We start from the raw sequence: 21,305 nt of genomic DNA on the forward strand, positions 1-21,305 counted from the left end.
TTCGTTTTTGAACCTTAATTACTCGGTGGTTTATATTTTTTGGTTCTTTATTGCTACTAAAGGATAAGTCCACAGAATCTAGAAATTAACTTTTATCACTTACAGGAGCTAGCATGAGAAAAATGACAATAAAATTGGCAGTAGTCGGTATGTTGAGTAGTTGGAGTGCCCAAGCTAATACGGTTGAAGACAGGGCCGCGTCGATTTGGTTTAACTTTAATGATGTAGGTCGCGGTAACACGATCATGCAGGATGTGTATGTGCCTAGCAATGGACTTACTAAGTACACCTACTATTCAGTGCTTAACTGGAATGCGGGCATGGAAGGTGGGGGCTATGCTGGCATACAAGATCACCCTGATGGCCGCAATTACATATTTTCCATATGGGATCCGCGCAGCTCTTCAAAGCCAATTGTAGCCCGTTATCTTGGTCATGGTACGGAATCTGAAAATTTTGGCGGTGAGGGTACAGGGCTAAAAACATGGAACTTTGATTTAGGGTGGCAAGCTAACCAATGGTATACCTTAGTGGCAAAGGCATGGCCGGTAGGTTCACATACTCATTTCGGCTATTGGGTGCATGATCAGGCTGCTGGAGAATGGTCGCACTTGGTGACCATGGATTACCCTGTAGCTGATGTACGTTTTGAAACGACAACAGGGTCATTTGTTGAAGATTGGTGGTATAGCGGCGAAAACGCGAGAACTGTGAGGCTCAAAAATGGCTATAAAAAGCTCGAAAATGGTAGCTGGATTGGCTTTGATTCTGCAAATTTTAGTGTTGTCCAACACCAACCAAAACGTAATTACGACAATAACTATGATGCAAGCGCAAACCCAAGTTATTTTACTATGACAACTGGCGGGAAAACCTCACCTACGTTAAGTATTAGCAATCAAACCTGTACGGATGCATATGGTAACTTGACAGCGTTTTGCGGGAGAAATTCACTTTTTCCGTTAACAAGAAACAATGAAGCGGATACCCCCAATCAACCTAATATTGAGTTCACCATCACTGATGCCACTACGCGAAGCGTAAGTTGGCAAGTGCCGCAAACGAGCACCCCTCAATTTAGCTATTCTGTGATGATAAACAACGTACTCGTTGCATCAGCAAGCCAACCAGAAAAGCGCCAAGTAGATATTATTGCGAGTGAAAATGACAACGTTATCATTACCCTCGAAGATATTTTCGGTCGAACAGTTTCGCACTCAGCGACTGTCACGATTGATAATACGTCAGCACAACACTACCTGATCGACAGCGCCACATTGACGGTAAGTTCTAACTCGCAATCAGAGCCTTATCATGAATTGGCAAACGCATTTGATGGAGACAAAACCACGCTGTGGCACACCAGTTGGTCAACTCCACAAGTGCCTAGTTACCCTCACGATGTCATCATTGATCTTGGTAAACACTATGAGTTGTCAGAGCTTCATTATAAGCCACGCGCTGTGGGCGAAAATGGATCAATTGCAGACTATGAAGTGTATGTAAGTCATGATGGTGTAACCTATGATGAATTAGTTGCTGCGGGTACTTGGGATGCCAGCAAACAAGGCAAAGTGGTTGCACTTAATAATACGCAAACGCGCTTTATAAAATTGGTTGGCTTGTCAGAAGTAAACGCGAATGTATGGGCTAGTGCGGCAGAGATTGAGCTATATCACACAGGAAAACTTGATAGTTCGAGCTTTGTTGTGAGTAGCGACTCGCAGGCAGAGCTTGGCGAAGAAATTATCTACGCCTTTGATAATAATCCAGCCACCATTTGGCACACGAATTGGTCTGGCAGCACAGTGCCTGAGTACCCTCACTCGGTTGATATAGACTTAGGTAACCCGCAAAGCTTTTCAAAAATCACCTATCTACCAAGAACCATTGGCGTAAACGGCACTATTGCAGACTATGAGGTGTATGTGAGTGAGGATGGTATCAACTTTGGCTCACCCATCGCTGTTGGTACGTGGGCTGCGAATACACAAATCAAGCAAACACAGTTTGCACCTGTTACTGCGCGGTATATTCGTTTAATCGCACAAAGTGAAATTAATGGTCGCATTTGGGCAAGTGCAGCAGAGATTGCTGTTTATAAGTAATTGATACCATATAAGAGATAAGGGCTAAAAAGAGCCCTTATCCAACATTTTAATTTATGTTAACTCCTTGCAGAGTAAAGCTATATTCATACTCTGAGGCTGTCAGCGTGTATTCTGGCAGTGCTGTTGTATGCCAACTATTAACGCCGCCAACACCCATTTGCCCATAATCAATATTCAGTGAAACGAGTGGACGAGGCTGAAGTTCACCGGAATGTGTTTGGCTTCGTCGCATGCCGGGGTCTAGATCACTGATCCTGTAGTGTAAAGCACTCATACCAAAATGAGGTGCACCAGTAATTTTTAATCCTACACCTTGCTGATTGGTCAAGTGAAGCCAGCGTACTTGCGTTTTATAGCCACTTTCTTGCGGTCTGATGTAAGGATGATATTGCTGTGACACTTTAGAGTGATATAAACCAACATGTGCTGCGGTATGTCGATCACGATAATTTTCCTGTGGTCCCCGGCCAAAGTAGGTAATATTGTTAAGCTCGGCAAATAATTCCAAGTTCATACCGACGCGAGGGATCATAGGCATATCTTGCATAGATGAACTGAACTTGTAATCGACCTTTACTTTGCCATCAGCTGTGATGATATAAATAATATTTAATTTTCCAGAAACATCTGGCACATCAAACTCAGTGGTAACAACAACTTGGTTTTCAGCTTCTACTAAAGTGAATTTTGTACGCTGTTGACGGTCTGAGGCGTATTTCCAAACCCTTAACTTATCTTGCCAATTTCCGCCGAAGTCATTATCAGTAGGAGCGCGCCAAAAGTTGGCTCTGGCAGGTGTTTTAATTAATTCAACCTCGTTAAAGCGATAGCCTGTTAACTCTGCTCGCGCGTGATTAAATCTTACTACAAAGTTATTACCAATAATCTCGCTATCGGTAACGGTTCGATAAACATTAAGTTTTCTTAAATCAGTTTGTTGTTCTTTCGCACGTGCTGTTTGTACTAAAAATTGCTCTTTTGCGATTTCAAAACTTTTTCCTATTAGTGGCTCATCAAGCCGCGTCACCACACTTATATTCAAAAATACTTCATCATCGATTTCTTTTGGAATTGAATAGTTAAGCGTGAAGTTAGCGGATTGCTGTGGTGGTATTTCAAGTTTATTGATTCGGCCTTCTTTAAACACCTTACCATTGCTCATCAATTGCCAATTTAAACGGTAATGGTTGAGGTTTTTGAAAAAGTTTTCATTAAATACAGTTAACTCTTTGTCATTGAAAGAAAACAAAACAGATTGATGAACTTTTTTAATTTCATATAGAGCAGGTTCTGGTGTGCGATCAGGTAAAACAATACCATTTAAAAGAAAATTACCATCTGAAGGAGTGCCTGGAACACCAAAATCCCCACCGTAAGCATAGATAGTTTTGCCTTCAGAGGTGGTGGTTTGTATACCTTGATCAACCCAGTCCCAGATAAAGCCACCTTGTAACTTGTAGTACTTACGTATTTGATGCCAAAAGTCAGCAAAGTTACCCACACTATTGCCCATAGCATGCGCATACTCACTCATGATCATACTGCGCTCAGGGTTTGACTCGGCGTACTCTTTTAGATATTGCGGAGTAGGGTATTGGGGGACATAGAGATCGGTATTCCATTCAAAAACAGCGCGTTCGTACTGGATAGGACGAGATGGGTCACGAGATCTTACCCAGTCATAACCATGATAAAAATTGTAGCCATTACCAGCTTCATTGCCAAGCGACCAAATGATTACTGAAGGATGGTTTTTTGAACGTTCGACCATGGCCGAAATTCGTGCAAGATGGGCTTTTTTCCAGTCGGGGTTATTTCCTAATGTGTGGCCCTTTGCCAAATTATAATACATGCCATGTGATTCAATATTGGCTTCATCAACCACATAAATGCCGTATTTATCGCATAATTCGTACCAGTAAGGATCGTTAGGATAGTGAGCGAGTCTCACGGCATTAATATTGAATTGCTTGAATAGTTTTATATCCAACTCCATGCTTTCTCGGGAAACGGCATGCCCTGTAATAGGGTCATGCTCATGCCGGTTGACCCCTTTGATCAAAATAGCTTGGCCGTTAATAAGCAGTTGGCCATTTTTAATTTCTGAGGTTCTAAAGCCAATCTTTTTCTTAACGTATTGACTTAACAGCTTCTTATTATCAAAAAGTGATATGCTTAATTCGTAAAGAGTGGGCGATTCAGCAGACCAGGCTTTTATATTTTTAAATTGTTTGTTGAATTGAACTGTTTGGCTGAGCTCTTTTTTGGCTAAAGTTTGCTGGGTTTCGAAAATGATTTCATTGTTAGGATTTTTGAGCTGAATTTGCAGCGTCTGCTCTTTATTTGATGGGCTTAAATCAACAGCAAGGTTTAGATTTCCATCTTTGTAGTTATTAACTAAGCCGGCATTTACAAACACATCTTCAATATAATCTTTAGGTGTATAGTACAGGTATACATCACGCTGAATGCCGGAGATCCGCCAAAAATCTTGAGCCTCTAAATAACTACCATCGCTCCAGCGAAACACCTGAACTGCCAGTGTATTTGACCCTGACTTTACATAATCAGAAATATCAAATTCTGCAGCGGTTTTACTTCCTTGGCTATAGCCTATCTTATGTCCATTTACCCAAAGGTAGAACGCTGATTTAACGGCGCCAAAATGTAGAATTACTCGCTTATCAGTCCACAGTTCATCTAAATTAAATGTTCTACGGTAATGGCCAATTGGGTTGTCGTGTTGTTGAATAAAAGGCGGGTTTTTCGCAAAAGCGTAGGGGTGGTTAACGTATATAGCACGATCATAACCTTGCAACTCCCAATTTCCTGGCACTTTGATTGTTGACCAATCACTATCATTAAAAGTAGGGCTCTCAAAGTCTTTCAATCTTGATGCGGGGTTCTTAGCTAAATGAAAACGCCAGATACCATTTAAATTCAAATAGTTTTGCGCTTGATCTGGCGCTTGTAAATTTGCAACGGTGTAGGGAAAAAAGCTTGCCCTAGCGGGTAATTTTTTTATTCCGACAACTTTTGGATTTTCCCAATCATTGCTAAGTGCTGCAAAGGCAAAGTTAGACCAAAGACAGACGATTAACATTCGTTTGATTAAACTAACACGGTTATTTATTAAGTTAATCATAAATTGATTCACCTTAATTTGTTTCATAATATTTCAAATTAGATTATCAGTCTTTCAAAATATTTCAAATTCACTTTGTTGTTTTATTTGTAAAAATTAAAAAGAATCATGTTGAAGTTGAAAGTCCAACTCTTGTCAGTCAAAAATGGCTGCTTCAGCTGATAATAGATTCAATTTTGTTACTTTATGCTTATCCTGCTTCTAGTGAGGTACCTTACTTACGTAGTTCCTTTTTCGAAGACTTTCGATTTAAGTCCAAATATTTTCCCTTTAGTTCCATATTGATTGAGTGTTGATTTTTAACTAGTTTTTTATCTAGCGATAAAAATGCGACTATTAAATTAAAAGAAAATGAAAGTTTTATTGTGTTTTCTATTGATTTTTTTCTTTCGAAAGGTGTAAATTAATTGTTATACATCTACAGATGTTCTTTCATGGAATAACTAATTCGGAGAAGTGCAATGGTAAATTACAATAAGAAGTACCTAAGCTTGCTCATAGGTTCGATACTTTCGACCTCCTCAGCAGTCGCATTAGCGGCAAATGAGCAAGACCCACAACTAAAAGAGACTGACGATGATGCTGTTGAGGTAATTGAAGTTCGCGGTATTCGTAACAGTTTGAAAGAATCTTTATTTATTAAGCAAAACTCAATACAGGTTGTTGATGCAATTGTTGCTGAAGATATCGGTAAGTTCCCTGACCAAAACGTAGCCGAAGCATTACAACGCATTTCGGGTATTACGATTACGCGTAATGCCGGAGAAGGGCAAAATGTCACAGTGCGTGGTTTAGGTGGGGACTATAACATTACAACCATAAATGGCCGACGTATGGCTTCAGAGCATAGCAGCCGTGACTTTAATTACGACTTGATTGCAGCTGAGCTGTTAGGTGGCGTTGAAGTATATAAGTCTCCCGTTGCACACACTCAAGAAGGTGGAATTGGATCTGTTATCAATATCAAAACACGTAGACCGATGGATTTTGATGGCTTCACGGCATCAGGTTCTATAAAAGGTATTTACGAAGATCGAACCGAAGATGTAACACCTCAAGCTTCATTTCTATTAAGCGACACGTTTTTCGACGACACATTTGGTGCCCTTTTCACTGCAGTTTATTCTGAGCGAACTTTAAGGATCGACAGTTATGAAGGTGAAGGCTTTTGGAATGAAACAACGGAGTCAGATATTACGGTTCGCCAAGATGTGAATGGTGATGGGGCATTTGATCCGTTAGTTGATAACGAGTGGGGCTCAATCATACCGGGCTATATGCGTTATGGTAACCAAGAAGATACTCGTGAACGTATTGGCGGAAGTTTAGCATTACAATGGATCCCGAACTCTGACTTTGAAATGAATTTTGATAGCATTTATTCATCATATAAAACGGATGCAACAGAGTCGCAAATTTCGTTTGTTACATATGATGAAAGTTGGACCGAAGGCATACCTGGCGTTAAAGATGTTGGTTTTAATGATGAGGGTTTAGTTAATAAAATGACTTTATTTGGTACTGGAGCGATGGCTGAAATACTTAATGTATCGTCGCCTCGAGTTACCGAAACGTATCAAGTTGGTGTGAATGCAAAATGGTTTGTTGCTGATAACTTTAGTGTTGCATTCGATGTTGCGCACTCGAGTTCAGAAAATAAAAATGATGGTCACAATAGATACATTGTAGCACGTGGTTTTGTTGATGAAATTATGCTAGATAAATCAGGTAATAACCTTTTACCTGATGTATCAATTTCTCCTAACTTAACTGCGAACTCTCCTTTTGGCGCCCACTACAGTTATAACAGTGGAACAGGTGTTAAAGATGTCGTAAATGAACTTCGTATTGACGCACAGTGGATGCCCAATGTTGATTGGATCAAATCAATCGATTTTGGTTTAAATATTGGCGATCAAACGAAGACCACAAATGTTAATTCGTCAGAAAATGCCAGTGCATTTAGTAATGCTGGAGCGCAACTTGATTCTGAACGTTATGATCACTTCAGCGTAGATTACTCATCAGTTGAAAATATTAACGGCTTTGACTTATTTAGACTCCCTGAAAGTGTGTTAATTGATGGTGACTTTGAGAACTTCTTTAAAGGTGAACCCGGTCAGCACCCTAATCCGTGGCCTCGTTTTGACTACGATGAGTTATTCGCATTTTATGAATCTATTAGTCCGGAAGCTGCTAATCAGTTAATTAAAGCGCTTCCGCGCCCTAAAGACTCATATGAAGTAAATGAGCAAACCAATGCAATTTACGCATCCGTGAATATAGAAGACAAAGTTTTTGGCTTTCCTTATGCTTTAAATTTAGGTGTTCGGGCTATTGAAACAACTGTAGGTAGCCAAGGTTATTCACTTAATTTAGACAAAGTTGTATTTGTTCCTGATAAACAAGGTAATCCAAGCTACGAAGGTAAAGTTGAAGATTATCAAGATATTGTGGAATTTGAGGATACGTATACGGATGTATTACCAAGTTTAAATCTAAAACTAAATTTAACAGATACTTTATTACTTAGAACAACAGCTTCAAAAGCAATTACTCGCCCAAGTATCCAATCACTCAAGGCTTGGAGTTACATCAACTTCAATAAAATGGAATATCACGCCTCAAATCCTGGACTCGAACCGCTTCGTGCTAATCAAGCAGATTTAGCTCTTGAGTGGTATTTTTCTGAGAACGGTGCACTCACTGCTGTTTATTTTTATAAAGATATCGAGTCATTTGTCATAAATGGTGAAAATGGATCAATAGATATCAATGGAGAAACCTTCAAAGTACAGTCATCTATCAATGGTGACGGTGGAGGTACCATTGAAGGTTATGAGATTGCCTATCAGCATGCCTTTACGGAATTACTACCAGCGCCATTTAATAATTTAGGGGTGCAACTTAACTACACCTATGTTGACTCAGGGTATGATCAGGTTCCTCAAGATCATCCTGAATACGACTTTAGAAGCCTTGGCCTTCCTTATCAAGGAATGTCCGAGCATTCTTATAACGCAGTCGTGTACTACGAGACGGATGACTTTCAATTACGTTTTGCCTATAACTGGCGCGATGAATATGTTGCAAATGCAGATGCATGGGGTGGCCCGCAGTGGGTTGCAGACTATGGCCAGTTAGACTTCAGTGCTAGTTACGATATTACTGAATCAATCAATTTAAATGTTTCAGGTAATAACTTAACCAATGAACGTGGCTGGCATTATATCTCTCGCTCTGATCAGGTTCATAAACTTGATAGTGCTGGGCGCCTATTTACCTTTGGGGTTAATGTCAGGTTTTAATAGCAGTAGATAAATTCACGGCAATAGTTGTATTGCCTAATTTAAAAAGAATAAATATAAGTGAGTAAATTTATGAGCTTAACAAATAAATTATCTGTGCTCAGTATTGCGGTAATAACAGCAACACTGTTCGGTTGCGGGACCGAAGAGCCTAAAGGCTCAGTTGGATCTACAGGAAAGCAAGTTGTTGCAACCCCAGGATCGATTGATCGAGCCCCTTCAGTATGGTTGCGCTTTAATGATAACGCGGCTGGGGACATCATCATGCAAGATGTGTATATTCCGGCAAAAGGTTTAACACCATATACATACTATTCGGTTCTAAATTGGAACGCAGGTATGGAAGGGGGCGGTTATGCTGGCATACAAGATCATCCCGATGGCCGTAATTTTATATTTTCTTTGTGGGATCCTTCAAATGGTGAACTTATCACTGCACCATATCAAGGTGCAGGTACTAAAGTAGAGAACTTTGGTGGCGAAGGTACAGGATTAAAATCATGGAATTTTGAACTTGGATGGCAGCCTGATCATTGGTATACGCTGGTGGCTAAAGTTTGGCAAAAAGATGGCCATACGCAATTTGGCTATTGGTCAATGGATAAAGAAACGGGTATTTGGACACATATAGTCACCATGGATTACCCAGTTGAAAATGTCTACTTTAATAGCAATACAGGCTCGTTTGTAGAGGATTGGCTGGGGACGGGCGATCAAACCCGCACTGCATTATTTACCGCTGGTCATAAACGTCAGTTGGATGGTTCTTGGGCAGGGTTTACTAAAGCAGATTTTAATGTCATTCAAGAGGAAGCAACTGCAGCATACAATGAAAGCTATGATGCGACATCAACGAGTGAATACTATCGTATGAGCTCTGGCGGCAGTATTTCTCCTGATGAAATTGAAGCAGCAGATGTTTTATCTCGTCCTTATTCTTCTTTCTCACCGCAAAATAGCCCTTTGGCAGCAACGATTGACTCTATTGATACTCAAAGTATTCGTTGGTCAATTCAGGCAACATCTACGCCTATGTACAAATACACGGTTATCGTCAATGGTGAGGTAGTTAGTAGCGGGCAAGATTTATCAGCGCGTGAAGCAAGTTTCAGCGCGATTGCGACAGATGCTGTCGTTGAGTTACAACTTGAAAACATTCTTGGCAAAGTTACTAGTTATACAGGCACTGTAGCGGCTGGACTTACAAATAATGATGATACAGTACTTTTTGATACTGAATCAGAGCCTTTAATTAGTGGTGAAGCTATGACAATTGACGCAATGAGTAAAGGAGAAACGCGTCTGTATGAGGTCATGGCTATAGATTCTGCAAATAAACTAACCGTAGAACTAAGTGGTTATGCTGGTGATGCAGATATTTATGTCACTGCAAAAGAAGCTGCTAACCCTGATAATGCAGAATGTATCGGCTATGGTGGCACGAGTAATGAAACTTGCATCGTTGCTGTAAATGTTCGTAAAGAGACGCCTTATACAATCCTTGTTGTTGCACGCTCTGATGTTGAGGGTTTGAGTTTAACTGCTACACATGATGGCGAAGAAAATGGCATGCTAAATAGTGCTAATTTTGTAGTCACGGGCAACACACCTGCACAACCGGGTAATGACTTAAAATATGCCTTTGATGGCGATGATTCAACCATGTGGCACACCTCTTGGGGTGATGATATGCAAGAGTATCCTCATGAAGTTGTTATCGATTTAGGCGAAACAGTTGATGTAAATCGCTTTGAATACACGCCACGCCAAGACGGCGGACGCAATGGTACGATTGTTAGCTTTGAAGTTTATGTTTCAGAGTCGTCAGTTGATTATGGTGAAAAGGTTCATTCAGGTACCTGGGCTGATAACACTAACTTGAAGCTAGAAGTTTTTGGCCCAGTAACAGGTCGATTTGTTAAATTTATCGCTTTAGAAGAGCGTGGTGGTGGTGCATGGGCTTCAGCTGCTGAACTGCGAGTAGGCATTGATGATGGCAACGTATATGAACCTATTGATGGCTCAGGCACAGGTGATGAAGATGAACCTGTTGAAGAACCCGTTACTGAGGTTATTGAGGTTAACAGTACGCTTTTAGATAATACGACATTTAGCTACTCATCAACATCTCCTGCACAACCAGGCAATGAGTTGGCGCTTGCTTTTGATGGCCAAAATGACACGCATTGGCATACCAATTGGGATGATACATCTGTTGTTTATCCACATGAGGTGGTCATTGACTTAGGTGAGAATTATGCTGTAAACCGCTTTGATTATGCGCCACGAGATGGTGGTGGTAATGGCACAGTGGTGCAGTATGAGTTATATGTAAGCGAAGATGAGCAGGCTTTTGCTGACGAACCTGTATCAAGTGGCAGCTTTGCTGACAATGGCGATATTAAAACGGTGACGTTTAATGATGTAACAGGGCGTTTTGTTAAGTTTGTTGCACTCGCAGAACGCGGTGGTAACCCTTGGGCGGCAGCAAGAGAATTAAATGTGGGAGTTAATTTAACTCAAGCAATTGATATGAGCACAGTTTCTGCAACATCAAGTTCTGCTGCTGAGGCTGGAAATGAACTTGAGCTTGCATTCGATGGTGATATTGACACGCACTGGCACACCTCATGGAGTGACAGTTCAGTTACTTACCCACACGACGTTGTTATTGATTTAGGGCAGTCTTATGAGGTTGCTCAATTTGACTACACGCCTCGCCCAGGTGGCGGTAATGGTACTGTAGTTAAATATGAAGTGTACGTAAGTGAAACCGCAACTGAATTTGGTGAGCCTGTTGCACAAGGTGAATGGGCTTCAAATGGTGATGTAAAATCAGCCATTCTTCCAGCGACAAATGGGCGTTACGTTAAATTTGTTGCTCTTGAGGAGCAAGGTGGTGGTGCTTGGGCATCTGCGGCAGAGTTCTCTGTTCGTATAAATCCATAAACTGTTTTATGAGGAGCACTATTCGTTATAACGGATAGTGCTTTTTTGTGGGAAAGAAAATGAACAATCACAGTATAAAAACGGCTGTTTTATCGCTTTTTTTGACCTCCTTGGTCGCATGTGGAAATCAGCAGTTACAGTTAGAAGATAAGAAGATAGAAACAACGCTCAGTATTCCAGTGGCAGGAAACAGTTGGATTGATAATAATGTTGAGCTGTCAGATAAGCTGATAGACAAGAGTGGTGTGACCCATTGGTTTGCTGAACAAGGCAGTTTAAGCACTTATTTTTACACATCTAAAACAGGTGAGTTAGCCGTTTCTTTGCAAACCTTTGTGAAAGACAAACCTGCAACAATTGAAGTTTCGATAGCTGGGCAAAGCAAAATTGTAACAGTAAAAAATAATCAACCAATGAGCGTACCTGTTGGTACATTTAACCTTGATGAATTAGGTTATCAAAAGTTAACCATCACGGGATTAGAGCAAGCAGAAACGCTTTTACCAGCCATAAGTGAGATTAAAATCGGCGGCGAAGTGGCTTTAGGTAAAGTTAGTTATGTCAAAGATGACTTTTACTGGGGACGTCGAGGCCCTTCGGTTCACCTGCAATACTCGTTGCCTTCTCAAACGATGAATTACCCGTGGTTTTATAGTGAAATAGAAGTGCCAAAAGGAGCCGATGTAATAGGCTCGTATTACATGGCGAATGGTTTTGATGGGGGCTATTTTGGTATACAAGTAAACTCTGATAGTGAGCGCAGAGTGTTATTCTCTATTTGGAGTCCATTTTCAACAGATGATCCTTCATTAATTCCACCTGAGTACCGAATACAGACCTTAAAGCATGGTAAAAATGTGCATGTAGGTAAATTTGGCAATGAAGGCTCTGGCGGACAAAGCTATATGCGATACGATTGGAAAGCTGACACGCGATATGGTTTTCTAACTCACATTAGGCCAGTTGAAGGAACTGAAAGTACTGATTTCACAGCATACTTTTATGATCCTATGGTTGAAAAATGGCAGTTAATTGCAAGTTTCAGGCGCCCAAAGACGAGTATATATCATCAAGGCACCTATTCATTTTTAGAGAACTTCATACCTGGGGCAGGGCAATTTGAACGTCGTGCAATTTATACAAACCAATGGGCTAAACCTGAGCGAGGGGAATGGCAAGAAGTGACCCAAGCTAAATTTACTTACGATGCCACAGCCAAAAAAAATGCGCGTTTTGACTATCAAGGCGGTACGACAGAGAAAGGGTTTTACCTAAAAAATACAGGCTTTTTTTCCGCTCCCACTCCTTATGGCAGCGAGTTTGAAAGAACCCCTACAGACATTCCTAAAATAGATCTTAAGTCTTTACCTTAGTAATAAAAGAGCCTCCAGATAGGAGGCTCTATTTATCGAGTGAATGTATTTTTTATTTCTATAATTGCATCCAGCTGACCTATAAATAAGTCGACTAACTGCGGATCAAAGTGCTTACCAGATTCAGATTTGAGAAGTTCGACAGCTTGGTCAACAGACCATGCTTTTTTATATGGCCTTGTTGAGGTTAGTGCGTCGAACACGTCGGCAATACTTACTATCCGGCCTTCAATACTAATCTCTTCACCTTTTAGTCCATAAGGGTAGCCGCTTCCATCCCATTTTTCATGGTGCTCAAGTGCCAGCTTGTGTGCTAGCTGTAATAAAGGCGAACTAGAGTTTTCTAAAATTTTCGCCCCGATTGTTGCATGTTGCTTCATATGCTCGAATTCATTTTCATCCAAGCGCCCAGGCTTCAGAAGCACGGCGTCAGGAATACCGATTTTACCAACATCATGCATCGGTGCTGCTTGTCTTAGTTGCTCAGCTTGAAATTCAGTCATTCCGTAGGCAAGTGCAAGTACTTTACTGTAACGGCTCATACGCGCAATGTGTTCACCAGTATCTGTGTCTTTGTATTCTGCTGCACGTCCTAAACGGTTTATCAAATCAATATGAGCGAGCTGTAATTGCTGTGCTTGCACTAATGATAAATGAGTTTTAACTCGTGCTCGGACAATTGCAGGGCTGATGGGTTTTGTAATGTAGTCTACCGCACCTAGCGCAAAGCCTTCTGATTCGTCTTGTTCATGTGATAAAGCTGTCACAAAAATAATCGGAATATGAGCGGTTTCTGGTGTAGATTTCAGTATTTCACAGACTTCAAAGCCATTCATATCTGGCATCATCACATCTAATAGAATTAATCTTGGCGGCTCATTCTTAATAAGTTGCAATGCAAGTTCACCTGATTTCGCAAATGATAAGCGGTAGTCATTGCCTAATACTTCACGCATTACTTTAAGGTTAGCGGGTTCATCATCTACGATAAGAATTCTTTCGCGCTCAATAAGTTCGCTCATGATTTCTCCTCACTTGCAGTTATTTCACGTTGCAATTTCTCAATCGCTTCCTGTGCAGCATTAAAATCAAAATTGTCAAAATGTTCACAAATTTCATTTATTTGCGATTTAAAAGCAGGCTGGGTGTTCGACGCCACTTGAGCCAAAAAGTCATCGTCAATTTCGGCATGTTTTGCGTGCTTTAGCAGTGTGTCTAAGGCTTTATTTAGCTCACTCGTAGGCATCATAGTAACTGATGTTTGTTCCTCTTGAGTTTTTGTTTCGGCTATTTTTGAGCGTAAAAAATGCCATTCATCTTCACATGCATGGATGAGTGAAATAAAACGAGTCCCTCTTAGTTCATTCTCTGCTTGAGAAAGTAAATGTAGCAGTTTTCCTAGCGCTAAATTCCCGGCAACGCCTTTTAAAGTGTGCAAAATTGTTTTCACCTCAGAACTATCAGTATTAAGCTCTTTTAAACGAATCATATTGGCATAATGATCAGATAAAAACGCTGCTATTTCTGAGTTTAGTTTTTCGCTACTTCCCCACATTTTCAGGCCTTTTGCATAGTTGATATGCTGCTTAGATTTATCTGGCTGATGTTGAGATATTGTATTAACTTCTAACCCTAAAACCTTTGCTATTTCATGGTTAACTTGCTGAATATCAACGGGCTTATTAGCGAAGCCATTCATACCGGCTTGTTTTGCGGTTAATTTGTCTTGTTGTAAAACACTGGCAGTTAGGGCAATGATAGGGGTTTTTTTGAGTTGTTGTTGCTGCTCTTTTTCTCGAATCACTTTACACGCTGTAATCCCGTCGCACTCTGGCATGTGTATATCCATTAAAATTACATCAAAGCTATTTTTTTCGAAGGCGCTGATAGCCTCTAAGCCATTCTTCGCTTTTGTAACAACATGACCAGCTTGAGAAAGTAAAATATTCAGTAACTCGAGGTTTTGTTCTATATCGTCAACAACTAGAACTCTCAGAGGCGGCAGGTTTAAGATATTATTACTTAATTTATCAACTTTATTAATATCACCTTCTTTTAGAGGTAAAGAGAAAAAGAAACAACTTCCTTTGTTCTCAGTGCTCACAGCACTAATGCTGCCACCCATTAACTCTACCAGTTGCTTACTAATCGTTGTTCCTAACCCTGTGCCACCAAAACGGCGAGTCATAGTTCCATCAGCTTGCTCAAATGGCTGGAAAATTGCTTTTAGTCTATGTTTTGCGATACCAATGCCTGTATCTTGCACTTCAAAAAACAACTGGTTGTTTTGCGTTTTACTGATACTAATTGTCACAGAGCCTGTTTCAGTAAATTTAATCGCATTACCAATTAGGTTGTTTAATACTTGGCGAATACGCGAATCATCTCCAATGTATATTGGCGCAACATTTTCGGCTATTTTTAAATCGAGAAGTAAGTTTTTTCGTTTCGCTTCAAGCCAAAAGGTTGAAACGATATTATCTAGTAGAGCCTGCAAATTAAAGTGTTCAAGCGTGATATCTAATTTACCTTTTTCTAGCTTTGCGGAGTCGAGTACATCATTTAATAAATGCAATAATGACCTGGCCGAACTATTCACAGTAATTATATGCTTTTGTTGTTCTTTGCTAAGCGGGCTATCCATCAAAATATCACTAAAGCCAATTATAGCGTTCATTGGTGTGCGGATTTCATGACTCATATTCGCCATAAATGCTTGTTTGGCTTGTGCAGCGGCTTCAGCTTCTTGCTTGGCTGTCTTTAATGACTCCTCATATTCATGACGTGAGGTTATGTCGACTAGCACGCCATCTATCCATTTGTCGTTGGAATCTGGATTATGGTTAACTGTGCCTTGATCTAGTACCCAAACTGTTTGGCCATTACGGTGTTTAATTCTATATTCAACAGCGTATTGGCTAGAATTTGAGATGGCGTCGTCTAGGGCATCTGCTATGTGCTGCTCATCCTTGGAATTTATGATATCTGCAAATGCTACTTCGTTTGATGTGAACTCCTGTGCTGTGTAACCGGTTAATTCAAAGACTCGTGGGCTAATAAACAGCATCGTCCAGTTTTTATCAAGTAAACAACGAAATACAGCACCGGGTGTATTATTCATCAAGGTACGATATTGTAGTTCTTTTTCTTCTAGACTCTGTTGCAGGGCGCGTTGCTGAGTTAAATCAGTAATAAACCCTACAAATAGAGTCTCTTCACCTGGTTGTTTCACTTCTCCAAGGCCAAGACGAATAGGAAATAAATGGCCATCTTTATGTTTTGCGCAAACATCTCTGTTGATGCCAATTACTTTTTTAAGCTCATGATTGCCACTATTTAATAAGTAATCATCATGATGTGCAGCAATTTCGTCATTCATTAAAATTTTAACGTTTTGTCCGAGAACTTCCTGTTGCTGCCAGCCAAAAATAGCTTCTGCAGATTTATTAAAGCTTAAAATTCTTCCTTTAATGTTAATAGTCACAATGCCATCAATAGCTGTACTTAAAATAGCATCTAAACGAGATTCTTCGGCAGATTTCTCCACCAACAGCATACGATAGCGAACCATTCCATTGATAATGCCTACGAGTGCAGTTAATAAAACGGTGGCAAACGCGACGCAAATAGCAATAAGTTCAATATGTGATGTATCAACGTTATCGGATAAGAGGGGCGAAGTCGCAACAAAGCGAGTCGCAGCCATTCCCATGTAATGCATACCGGCAACGGCAAAACCGAGAATAATGCTGCAAATTATTCTACTTTGAAAGTGAGATAAACGCTTAAAATGGTCACTCAAATGAAAGCGAGTGTATAAGCCTATGAATGACAGGCCAACAGCGACAACAATAGATGCAGCGAACCACCAAGGGTCATAACGTAACAATGGACTCATTTGCATCGCAGCCATGCCTGTATAATGCATGGTGCCAATACCTGCACCTAATAATACAGAACTGACTAGAAGCTTTAACGTTTTTGGGATCTGGGTATTACCCTTGCGCCGAAGAAAAGAAAATGCTGTTAAACACGCGAAAAATGCCGGTACAAACGAAAAGAATGTTAAAGTCGGATCGTAGTTAATTGTGGTGCATAGTGAAAATGCCAGCATGCCAATGAAGTGCATACTCCAAATACCACCAGATAAAACCAGTGCGCCAGTACCATTGGCGAGTTGACGGTAAGAATTAAAGTTAGTTTTATTTGCAAGATCAATAAGGTGTAAAGAAAAATAAGCGGCAAAGACGGCCGTGGTAATCGACAAAAGGACTAGAGTCGGGTCGTAGGTACCGTTTATTAATAAATCTGAACTTTGATCAGTAAGAAAAAATTCTGCTAGCATAGAATAAGTTAAAGGCTGCATATGCTTTCAGTCTAATACAATTTAAAATTTATTAAGAGTAAAAGATGTGAAATTAATGAATTTAATTATTTTATATTAGCTATAAATGCTTAGTTTTAAATTCATGTTTTTTATCCATCACTTTTTATCAATAGATACTGTTAACGCGTCATGCGTTTGACGAATACGACAACGAATAAAGCGAGTGAAAAGCTCCCACAAAATGCTTCAACTGCTGCAATAAATCGAGAGAAACCAATAGGTGTTATGTCACCGTAACCTAGAGTCGTAAAGGTAACAACACTAAAATAAATGCTATTTAGAAATGCAAATAAATTGTCTTCAATAGAGTTAGAAAAATCTAATCTTATTAGCGTATCTTGATAATTCACCCCAAATAAAAAATAACAGAGTGCACAACAAATAATAAGCGACAAACTAAAACGAATGACATTCTCAGGCTTTTCGCCATAGCCGCATAACATATCGATAAAGCTTGAAGTTATTTGTTTACTTGAACCTTTAGGGTATTGCGCATGACGCATGCGCAATTCTTTATAAGTAAAGTTACCGGCAAGCTCAAATAGTCCTTGATTTTCAGAAGCTTTTCTTAAATTACGGTATATTTCTTCAGATTGTTCGAATAAGTCTCGTGCTTCTGAGTTGTGCTTATTCTTGCGGGCTTTAATGGCCGCCGTTTCTTGCAGTAATTGGTCGCCTAGCTCGATATTATCAATTCTGCTGTCGTTGAGTTTGATACCTAATAAGTTGGTATTTCTTAAGTCACAGTAATGCAAACTAGCACTGTGAAGGTTAGCTTTCATTAGTGAGGCATTAGCAATCTTATTATTAAATAAATGAGCGCCCGTTAAATTTGCTCGATAGAAGTTGCAGTACGAAAGGTTATAGCCCTCTTCATCATCCTGTTTGATTAAGTTAAGCCCAGAAAGATTTGCTCGCTTTAATTGTAACCCTTCTAGTAAGCCTCCTTTTTTGGCATAGCGTTCTAATTTTTGGGTTAGATCTAGCCCTGATTTATCAAATTTACTATCATGCCAAAAGCAAAATCCAGAGCCCATATCTGTTTCTTGGCACTTGTTACCTGTTGGTGAGGTATAACTACAACATGGTTTGTCAGGCATAAGGATGAAAACTTATTTGTGAGTCATCTTTATAGATTAGCAGCTATTTAGCAGGGTAAAATGGAATCTCTCATTTTTTTATTAATTGAATTGGCTTACTTTTGTTGGATTACACCCTAAAGCGCAGTAAACGCAGAACAACCGTGGCAATTAAAGTTGCTGAGCAGAAACTCACTGTGTATGCGCCTTTTTATGTTCCACAAACTGAAATAGATGCCTGGCTAAACACTAAGCAAGATTGGGTCGCTGAACAAATAGCAAAGCAATCTATACAAGCTGAGCATCGCCAATTGCCATTAGTAAACGCCACTATTAAGTTGTTTGGGCAAAACGTCCCGATAGTATTCGGCAAAGGCCCGAAAAACACTTGGCATCAAGATGCGCGGCATCAGCTTACCTTACTAATATCATCACGTGTCAAACATCAAGAGGCTAACTACCTCGCTTTGCTTGAGCAGTTTATGCATGAAAAGCTTGAGAGCTATATCGAAATGCGAGTGCATGATTACTGTTTGCAAATGTCTGAGACGTTGCCTACAAAGCTTAAAATTCAACATTATAAACGTCGCTGGGGCAGTTGTAACAAACGCCGTGAGCTGACTTTTAATTTACATTTAGCAAGTGCGCCAACCTGGGTGATTGATTATGTAGTTGTCCATGAGCTTGCGCATCTTTTACATATGAATCATAGCGCTAAGTTTTGGCAACGTGTGAGCCAGTTTTATCCAGACTATAAAAAAGCAGAGCAATGGTTAAAAGCGAATGGGAGCAGTTTGAGTTGGTAGATTAAGTTAGCGAGAGTAAAGCTAGAAAGAGTAAAGCTAGAAAGAGTAAAGCTAGAAAGAGTAAAGCTAGAAAGAGTAAAGCTAGAAAGAGTAAAGCTAGAAAGAGTAAAGCTAGAAAGAGTAAAGCTAGAAAGAGTAAAGCTAGAAAGAGTAAGAGTGGTGGAGGGAGCTGGATTCGAACCAGCGAAGGCTGAGCCGTCAGATTTACAGTCTGATCCCTTTGGCCGCTCGGGAACCCCTCCACACAAATTTTTACTATTGCATTTGGCCCCACTTCACTGAGAAGAAAAGTGGTGGAGGGAGCTGGATTCGAACCAGCGAAGGCTGAGCCGTCAGATTTACAGTCTGATCCCTTTGGCCGCTCGGGAACCCCTCCACACAAATTTTTACTATTGCATTTGGCCCCACTTCACTGAGAAGAAAAGTGGTGGAGGGAGCTGGATTCGAACCAGCGAAGGCTGAGCCGTCAGATTTACAGTCTGATCCCTTTGGCCGCTCGGGAACCCCTCCAATGCAACGGCGCTGATAATAGCAAACTGATTTTTTAAGTAAAGAAAAAAACTAAAGAAAAATGCATAAATGCCGATAACTGGTTAATCAAGAAACTATTTGGCTAAAGACTATGCAAATTGATGGTTTGTTGCTCACAGAGAGTCAACTCGATAATCGTCTAAATAAAAGTGTTCACGAGCACCGCTCTGGAGAGTTTGCTTTATTACTCGCAATGCTTTCTCATGATGCGCTCGATTTTAGCCAGTTCCACCTACCAAAAACTGAATTAAGCAATCCTGAAGTATCTGAGTCTGCTCTGCGTACTGAATTAGGTGCTGGTCCTACACAACCATTAGCTCCCGAACAGTTTGACATGCTAATTGGGCAAGAAAATGCATTTAGACTATTGCAAGGTGGTTTATCAGATATAAAATTACGTCATTGCTTAAATCCAGAGCCTTTGAATGTTCGTGATGATAAGCAACATGTGCCGCTAGAAGTGATTGATAACTGTGAGCCAGCAGTTAGAAAACGCTTTTATGAAAAAAACAAACCCGTTGAGCGCCCACAAATCGACGCTGCCGCATTTTATGATAGTCTTACTAATGAGGCGATACATCAACCTCTGCATTTGGCGACAGCTTAGCATTCGAGGCTTAATCGAATTGTCACAGACTATGAATAAACTTAATAAAAAGTACAGCTAAATTAAGATGCGCTTGTTATAATAGCAGTCTATGGCTTAATGCCATTGTCATTGAACCAAGTTACTAGGACTATAATGAAGAAAACATTCACGCTAAACCACGAGAAAATTAAATACCCTCGTATGGTTGATGCAGCCAAGCACGAAGTAAAAAAATACTTGAAACGTGAGCGTAATAAAACACTCCCAGCAGGTGCCGACTATTGGGCGTTTGACTGTAAGTTTGGTGAATCAGCGGATGAGGCCAATGTCGTTCACGTGGCAGAGATTAATAAATGTATTAGCGATATTGAAGCAAAAGAGCTTACATCGTTTTATGTTGAAATCTTAGCGCGTCCTGCACAGCGTCAACATCAAGAGTTTGACGAAGAGTAATACGAATATCAGTTCGCAGTAATACTCTAAAACAAAAAAGGGCCATCAGGCCCTTTTTAGTTTTAGTAATCAATTATCGCGCAAACGGATCGGCATTTATTTTTTCTATGTACCAATTGCCTTTTTTACGCATCATTTTCACACTGCGCATATCATCAATTTTCTTACCATTAAAATAACCCGTAAAAATCAAATTGATGTTGGCTTTATCGCCATACTGTTCGCGCAAGCTCATGTTAGTCATATCGACTTCAATCACCACTTCATCGTATTGCATATTGACTAAGTTGCGAGCGAACTGCCCAGCGGTACCATAAGATTTCATAATTCGCGCCATTTTCGGCGTGGCGTATTCCATCGCTTTATTTAAATCGTTTTGGTTATACAAAGCATCAAAATAGAGGGTCGCTACGTTACCAGGGGTGTTTTTTTCACCTTTTGGTGCATCTTCAGAGCCGCAACCGGAAAGAATGCTGCTACTTAAAAGGATAAAAATTAAAAGTATATTTTTCATTGTTGTAGTTTTTCGAGTGAACTTAAAATAAAGTGTGTGACTAAATGAGCATGATGTAAA

At 40.2% G+C, this 21,305-nt stretch carries 12 protein-coding genes and 3 tRNA genes; 7 read left to right on the top strand and 8 right to left on the bottom strand.

Annotated elements, in window-relative coordinates:
• Positions 1–113: 113 nt before the first annotated feature.
• A complete protein-coding gene (locus IMPJCBKJ_RS08040) occupies positions 114–2,108 on the top strand; it encodes a discoidin domain-containing protein (protein ID WP_166339728.1) in 1,995 nt (664 codons plus the stop codon).
• A gap of 49 nt (positions 2,109–2,157) precedes the next feature.
• On the opposite strand, the gene IMPJCBKJ_RS08045 is transcribed toward IMPJCBKJ_RS08040, so the two are convergent.
• A complete protein-coding gene (locus tag IMPJCBKJ_RS08045) occupies positions 2,158–5,256 on the bottom strand; it encodes a glycoside hydrolase family 2 TIM barrel-domain containing protein (RefSeq protein WP_166339730.1) in 3,099 nt (1,032 codons plus the stop codon).
• 461 nt (positions 5,257–5,717) lie between these two features.
• Between IMPJCBKJ_RS08045 and IMPJCBKJ_RS08050 the strand changes: the two genes are divergently transcribed.
• The 3 genes from IMPJCBKJ_RS08050 to IMPJCBKJ_RS08060 all read left to right on the top strand — a co-directional run bounded on the left by IMPJCBKJ_RS08050 (position 5,718) and on the right by IMPJCBKJ_RS08060 (position 12,886).
• Positions 5,718–8,564 (top strand): TonB-dependent receptor, encoded by a 2,847-nt coding sequence (locus tag IMPJCBKJ_RS08050; protein WP_138602118.1) that lies wholly within the window; start codon positions 5,718–5,720, stop codon positions 8,562–8,564.
• A gap of 72 nt (positions 8,565–8,636) precedes the next feature.
• Entirely contained in the window at positions 8,637–11,513 is a 2,877-nt protein-coding gene (locus tag IMPJCBKJ_RS08055; RefSeq protein WP_166339732.1) for a discoidin domain-containing protein, read from the top strand.
• Positions 11,514–11,572: 59 nt separating this feature from the next.
• Entirely contained in the window at positions 11,573–12,886 is a 1,314-nt protein-coding gene (locus IMPJCBKJ_RS08060; protein ID WP_166339734.1) for a DUF3472 domain-containing protein, read from the top strand.
• Between the two features lie 32 nt (positions 12,887–12,918).
• Here the strand turns inward: IMPJCBKJ_RS08060 and IMPJCBKJ_RS08065 are convergent, their stop codons facing one another.
• From IMPJCBKJ_RS08065 to IMPJCBKJ_RS08075, 3 genes are all read right to left on the bottom strand, one after another.
• A complete protein-coding gene (locus IMPJCBKJ_RS08065) occupies positions 12,919–13,908 on the bottom strand; it encodes a two-component system response regulator (protein WP_054553654.1) in 990 nt (329 codons plus the stop codon).
• A complete protein-coding gene (locus IMPJCBKJ_RS08070; RefSeq protein WP_166339750.1) occupies positions 13,905–17,231 on the bottom strand; it encodes an MHYT domain-containing protein in 3,327 nt (1,108 codons plus the stop codon). The genes IMPJCBKJ_RS08065 and IMPJCBKJ_RS08070 overlap by 4 nt, the downstream gene beginning before the upstream one ends.
• 161 nt (positions 17,232–17,392) lie before the next feature.
• The gene (locus IMPJCBKJ_RS08075; protein ID WP_054553653.1) at positions 17,393–18,373 is read right to left on the bottom strand and encodes an ion channel; all 981 of its coding nucleotides are present in this window, start codon (positions 18,371–18,373) and stop codon (positions 17,393–17,395) included.
• 104 nt (positions 18,374–18,477) lie between these two features.
• On the opposite strand from IMPJCBKJ_RS08075, the gene IMPJCBKJ_RS08080 reads away from it, so the two are divergent.
• The gene (locus tag IMPJCBKJ_RS08080) at positions 18,478–19,158 is read left to right on the top strand and encodes a SprT family zinc-dependent metalloprotease (protein ID WP_166339736.1); all 681 of its coding nucleotides are present in this window, start codon (positions 18,478–18,480) and stop codon (positions 19,156–19,158) included.
• A gap of 157 nt (positions 19,159–19,315) precedes the next feature.
• Here IMPJCBKJ_RS08080 and IMPJCBKJ_RS08090 read toward each other — a convergent pair.
• From IMPJCBKJ_RS08090 to IMPJCBKJ_RS08100, 3 genes are all read right to left on the bottom strand, one after another.
• Positions 19,316–19,400, bottom strand: a tRNA-Tyr gene (locus IMPJCBKJ_RS08090).
• Between the two features lie 49 nt (positions 19,401–19,449).
• Positions 19,450–19,534 (bottom strand) — tRNA-Tyr (locus IMPJCBKJ_RS08095).
• A gap of 49 nt (positions 19,535–19,583) precedes the next feature.
• Positions 19,584–19,668 (bottom strand) — tRNA-Tyr (locus IMPJCBKJ_RS08100).
• Positions 19,669–19,780: 112 nt separating this feature from the next.
• Between IMPJCBKJ_RS08100 and IMPJCBKJ_RS08105 the strand changes: the two genes are divergently transcribed.
• Both IMPJCBKJ_RS08105 and IMPJCBKJ_RS08110 read left to right on the top strand, forming a co-directional pair.
• The gene (locus IMPJCBKJ_RS08105; protein ID WP_054553651.1) at positions 19,781–20,296 is read left to right on the top strand and encodes a VC2046/SO_2500 family protein; all 516 of its coding nucleotides are present in this window, start codon (positions 19,781–19,783) and stop codon (positions 20,294–20,296) included.
• Positions 20,297–20,431: 135 nt separating this feature from the next.
• Positions 20,432–20,731, top strand: coding sequence for a DUF6172 family protein (locus IMPJCBKJ_RS08110; RefSeq protein WP_054553650.1), 300 nt, complete (start codon positions 20,432–20,434; stop codon positions 20,729–20,731).
• Positions 20,732–20,804: 73 nt separating this feature from the next.
• On the opposite strand, the gene IMPJCBKJ_RS08115 is transcribed toward IMPJCBKJ_RS08110, so the two are convergent.
• Complete coding sequence (locus tag IMPJCBKJ_RS08115; RefSeq protein WP_138618601.1) at positions 20,805–21,245, bottom strand: hypothetical protein; 441 nt, start codon at positions 21,243–21,245, stop codon at positions 20,805–20,807.
• Positions 21,246–21,305 lie beyond the last annotated feature (60 nt).

The sequence above is a fragment of the Pseudoalteromonas sp. MB47 genome (assembly GCF_011319765.1).
Taxonomy (GTDB): Bacteria; Pseudomonadota; Gammaproteobacteria; order Enterobacterales; family Alteromonadaceae; genus Pseudoalteromonas; species Pseudoalteromonas simplex.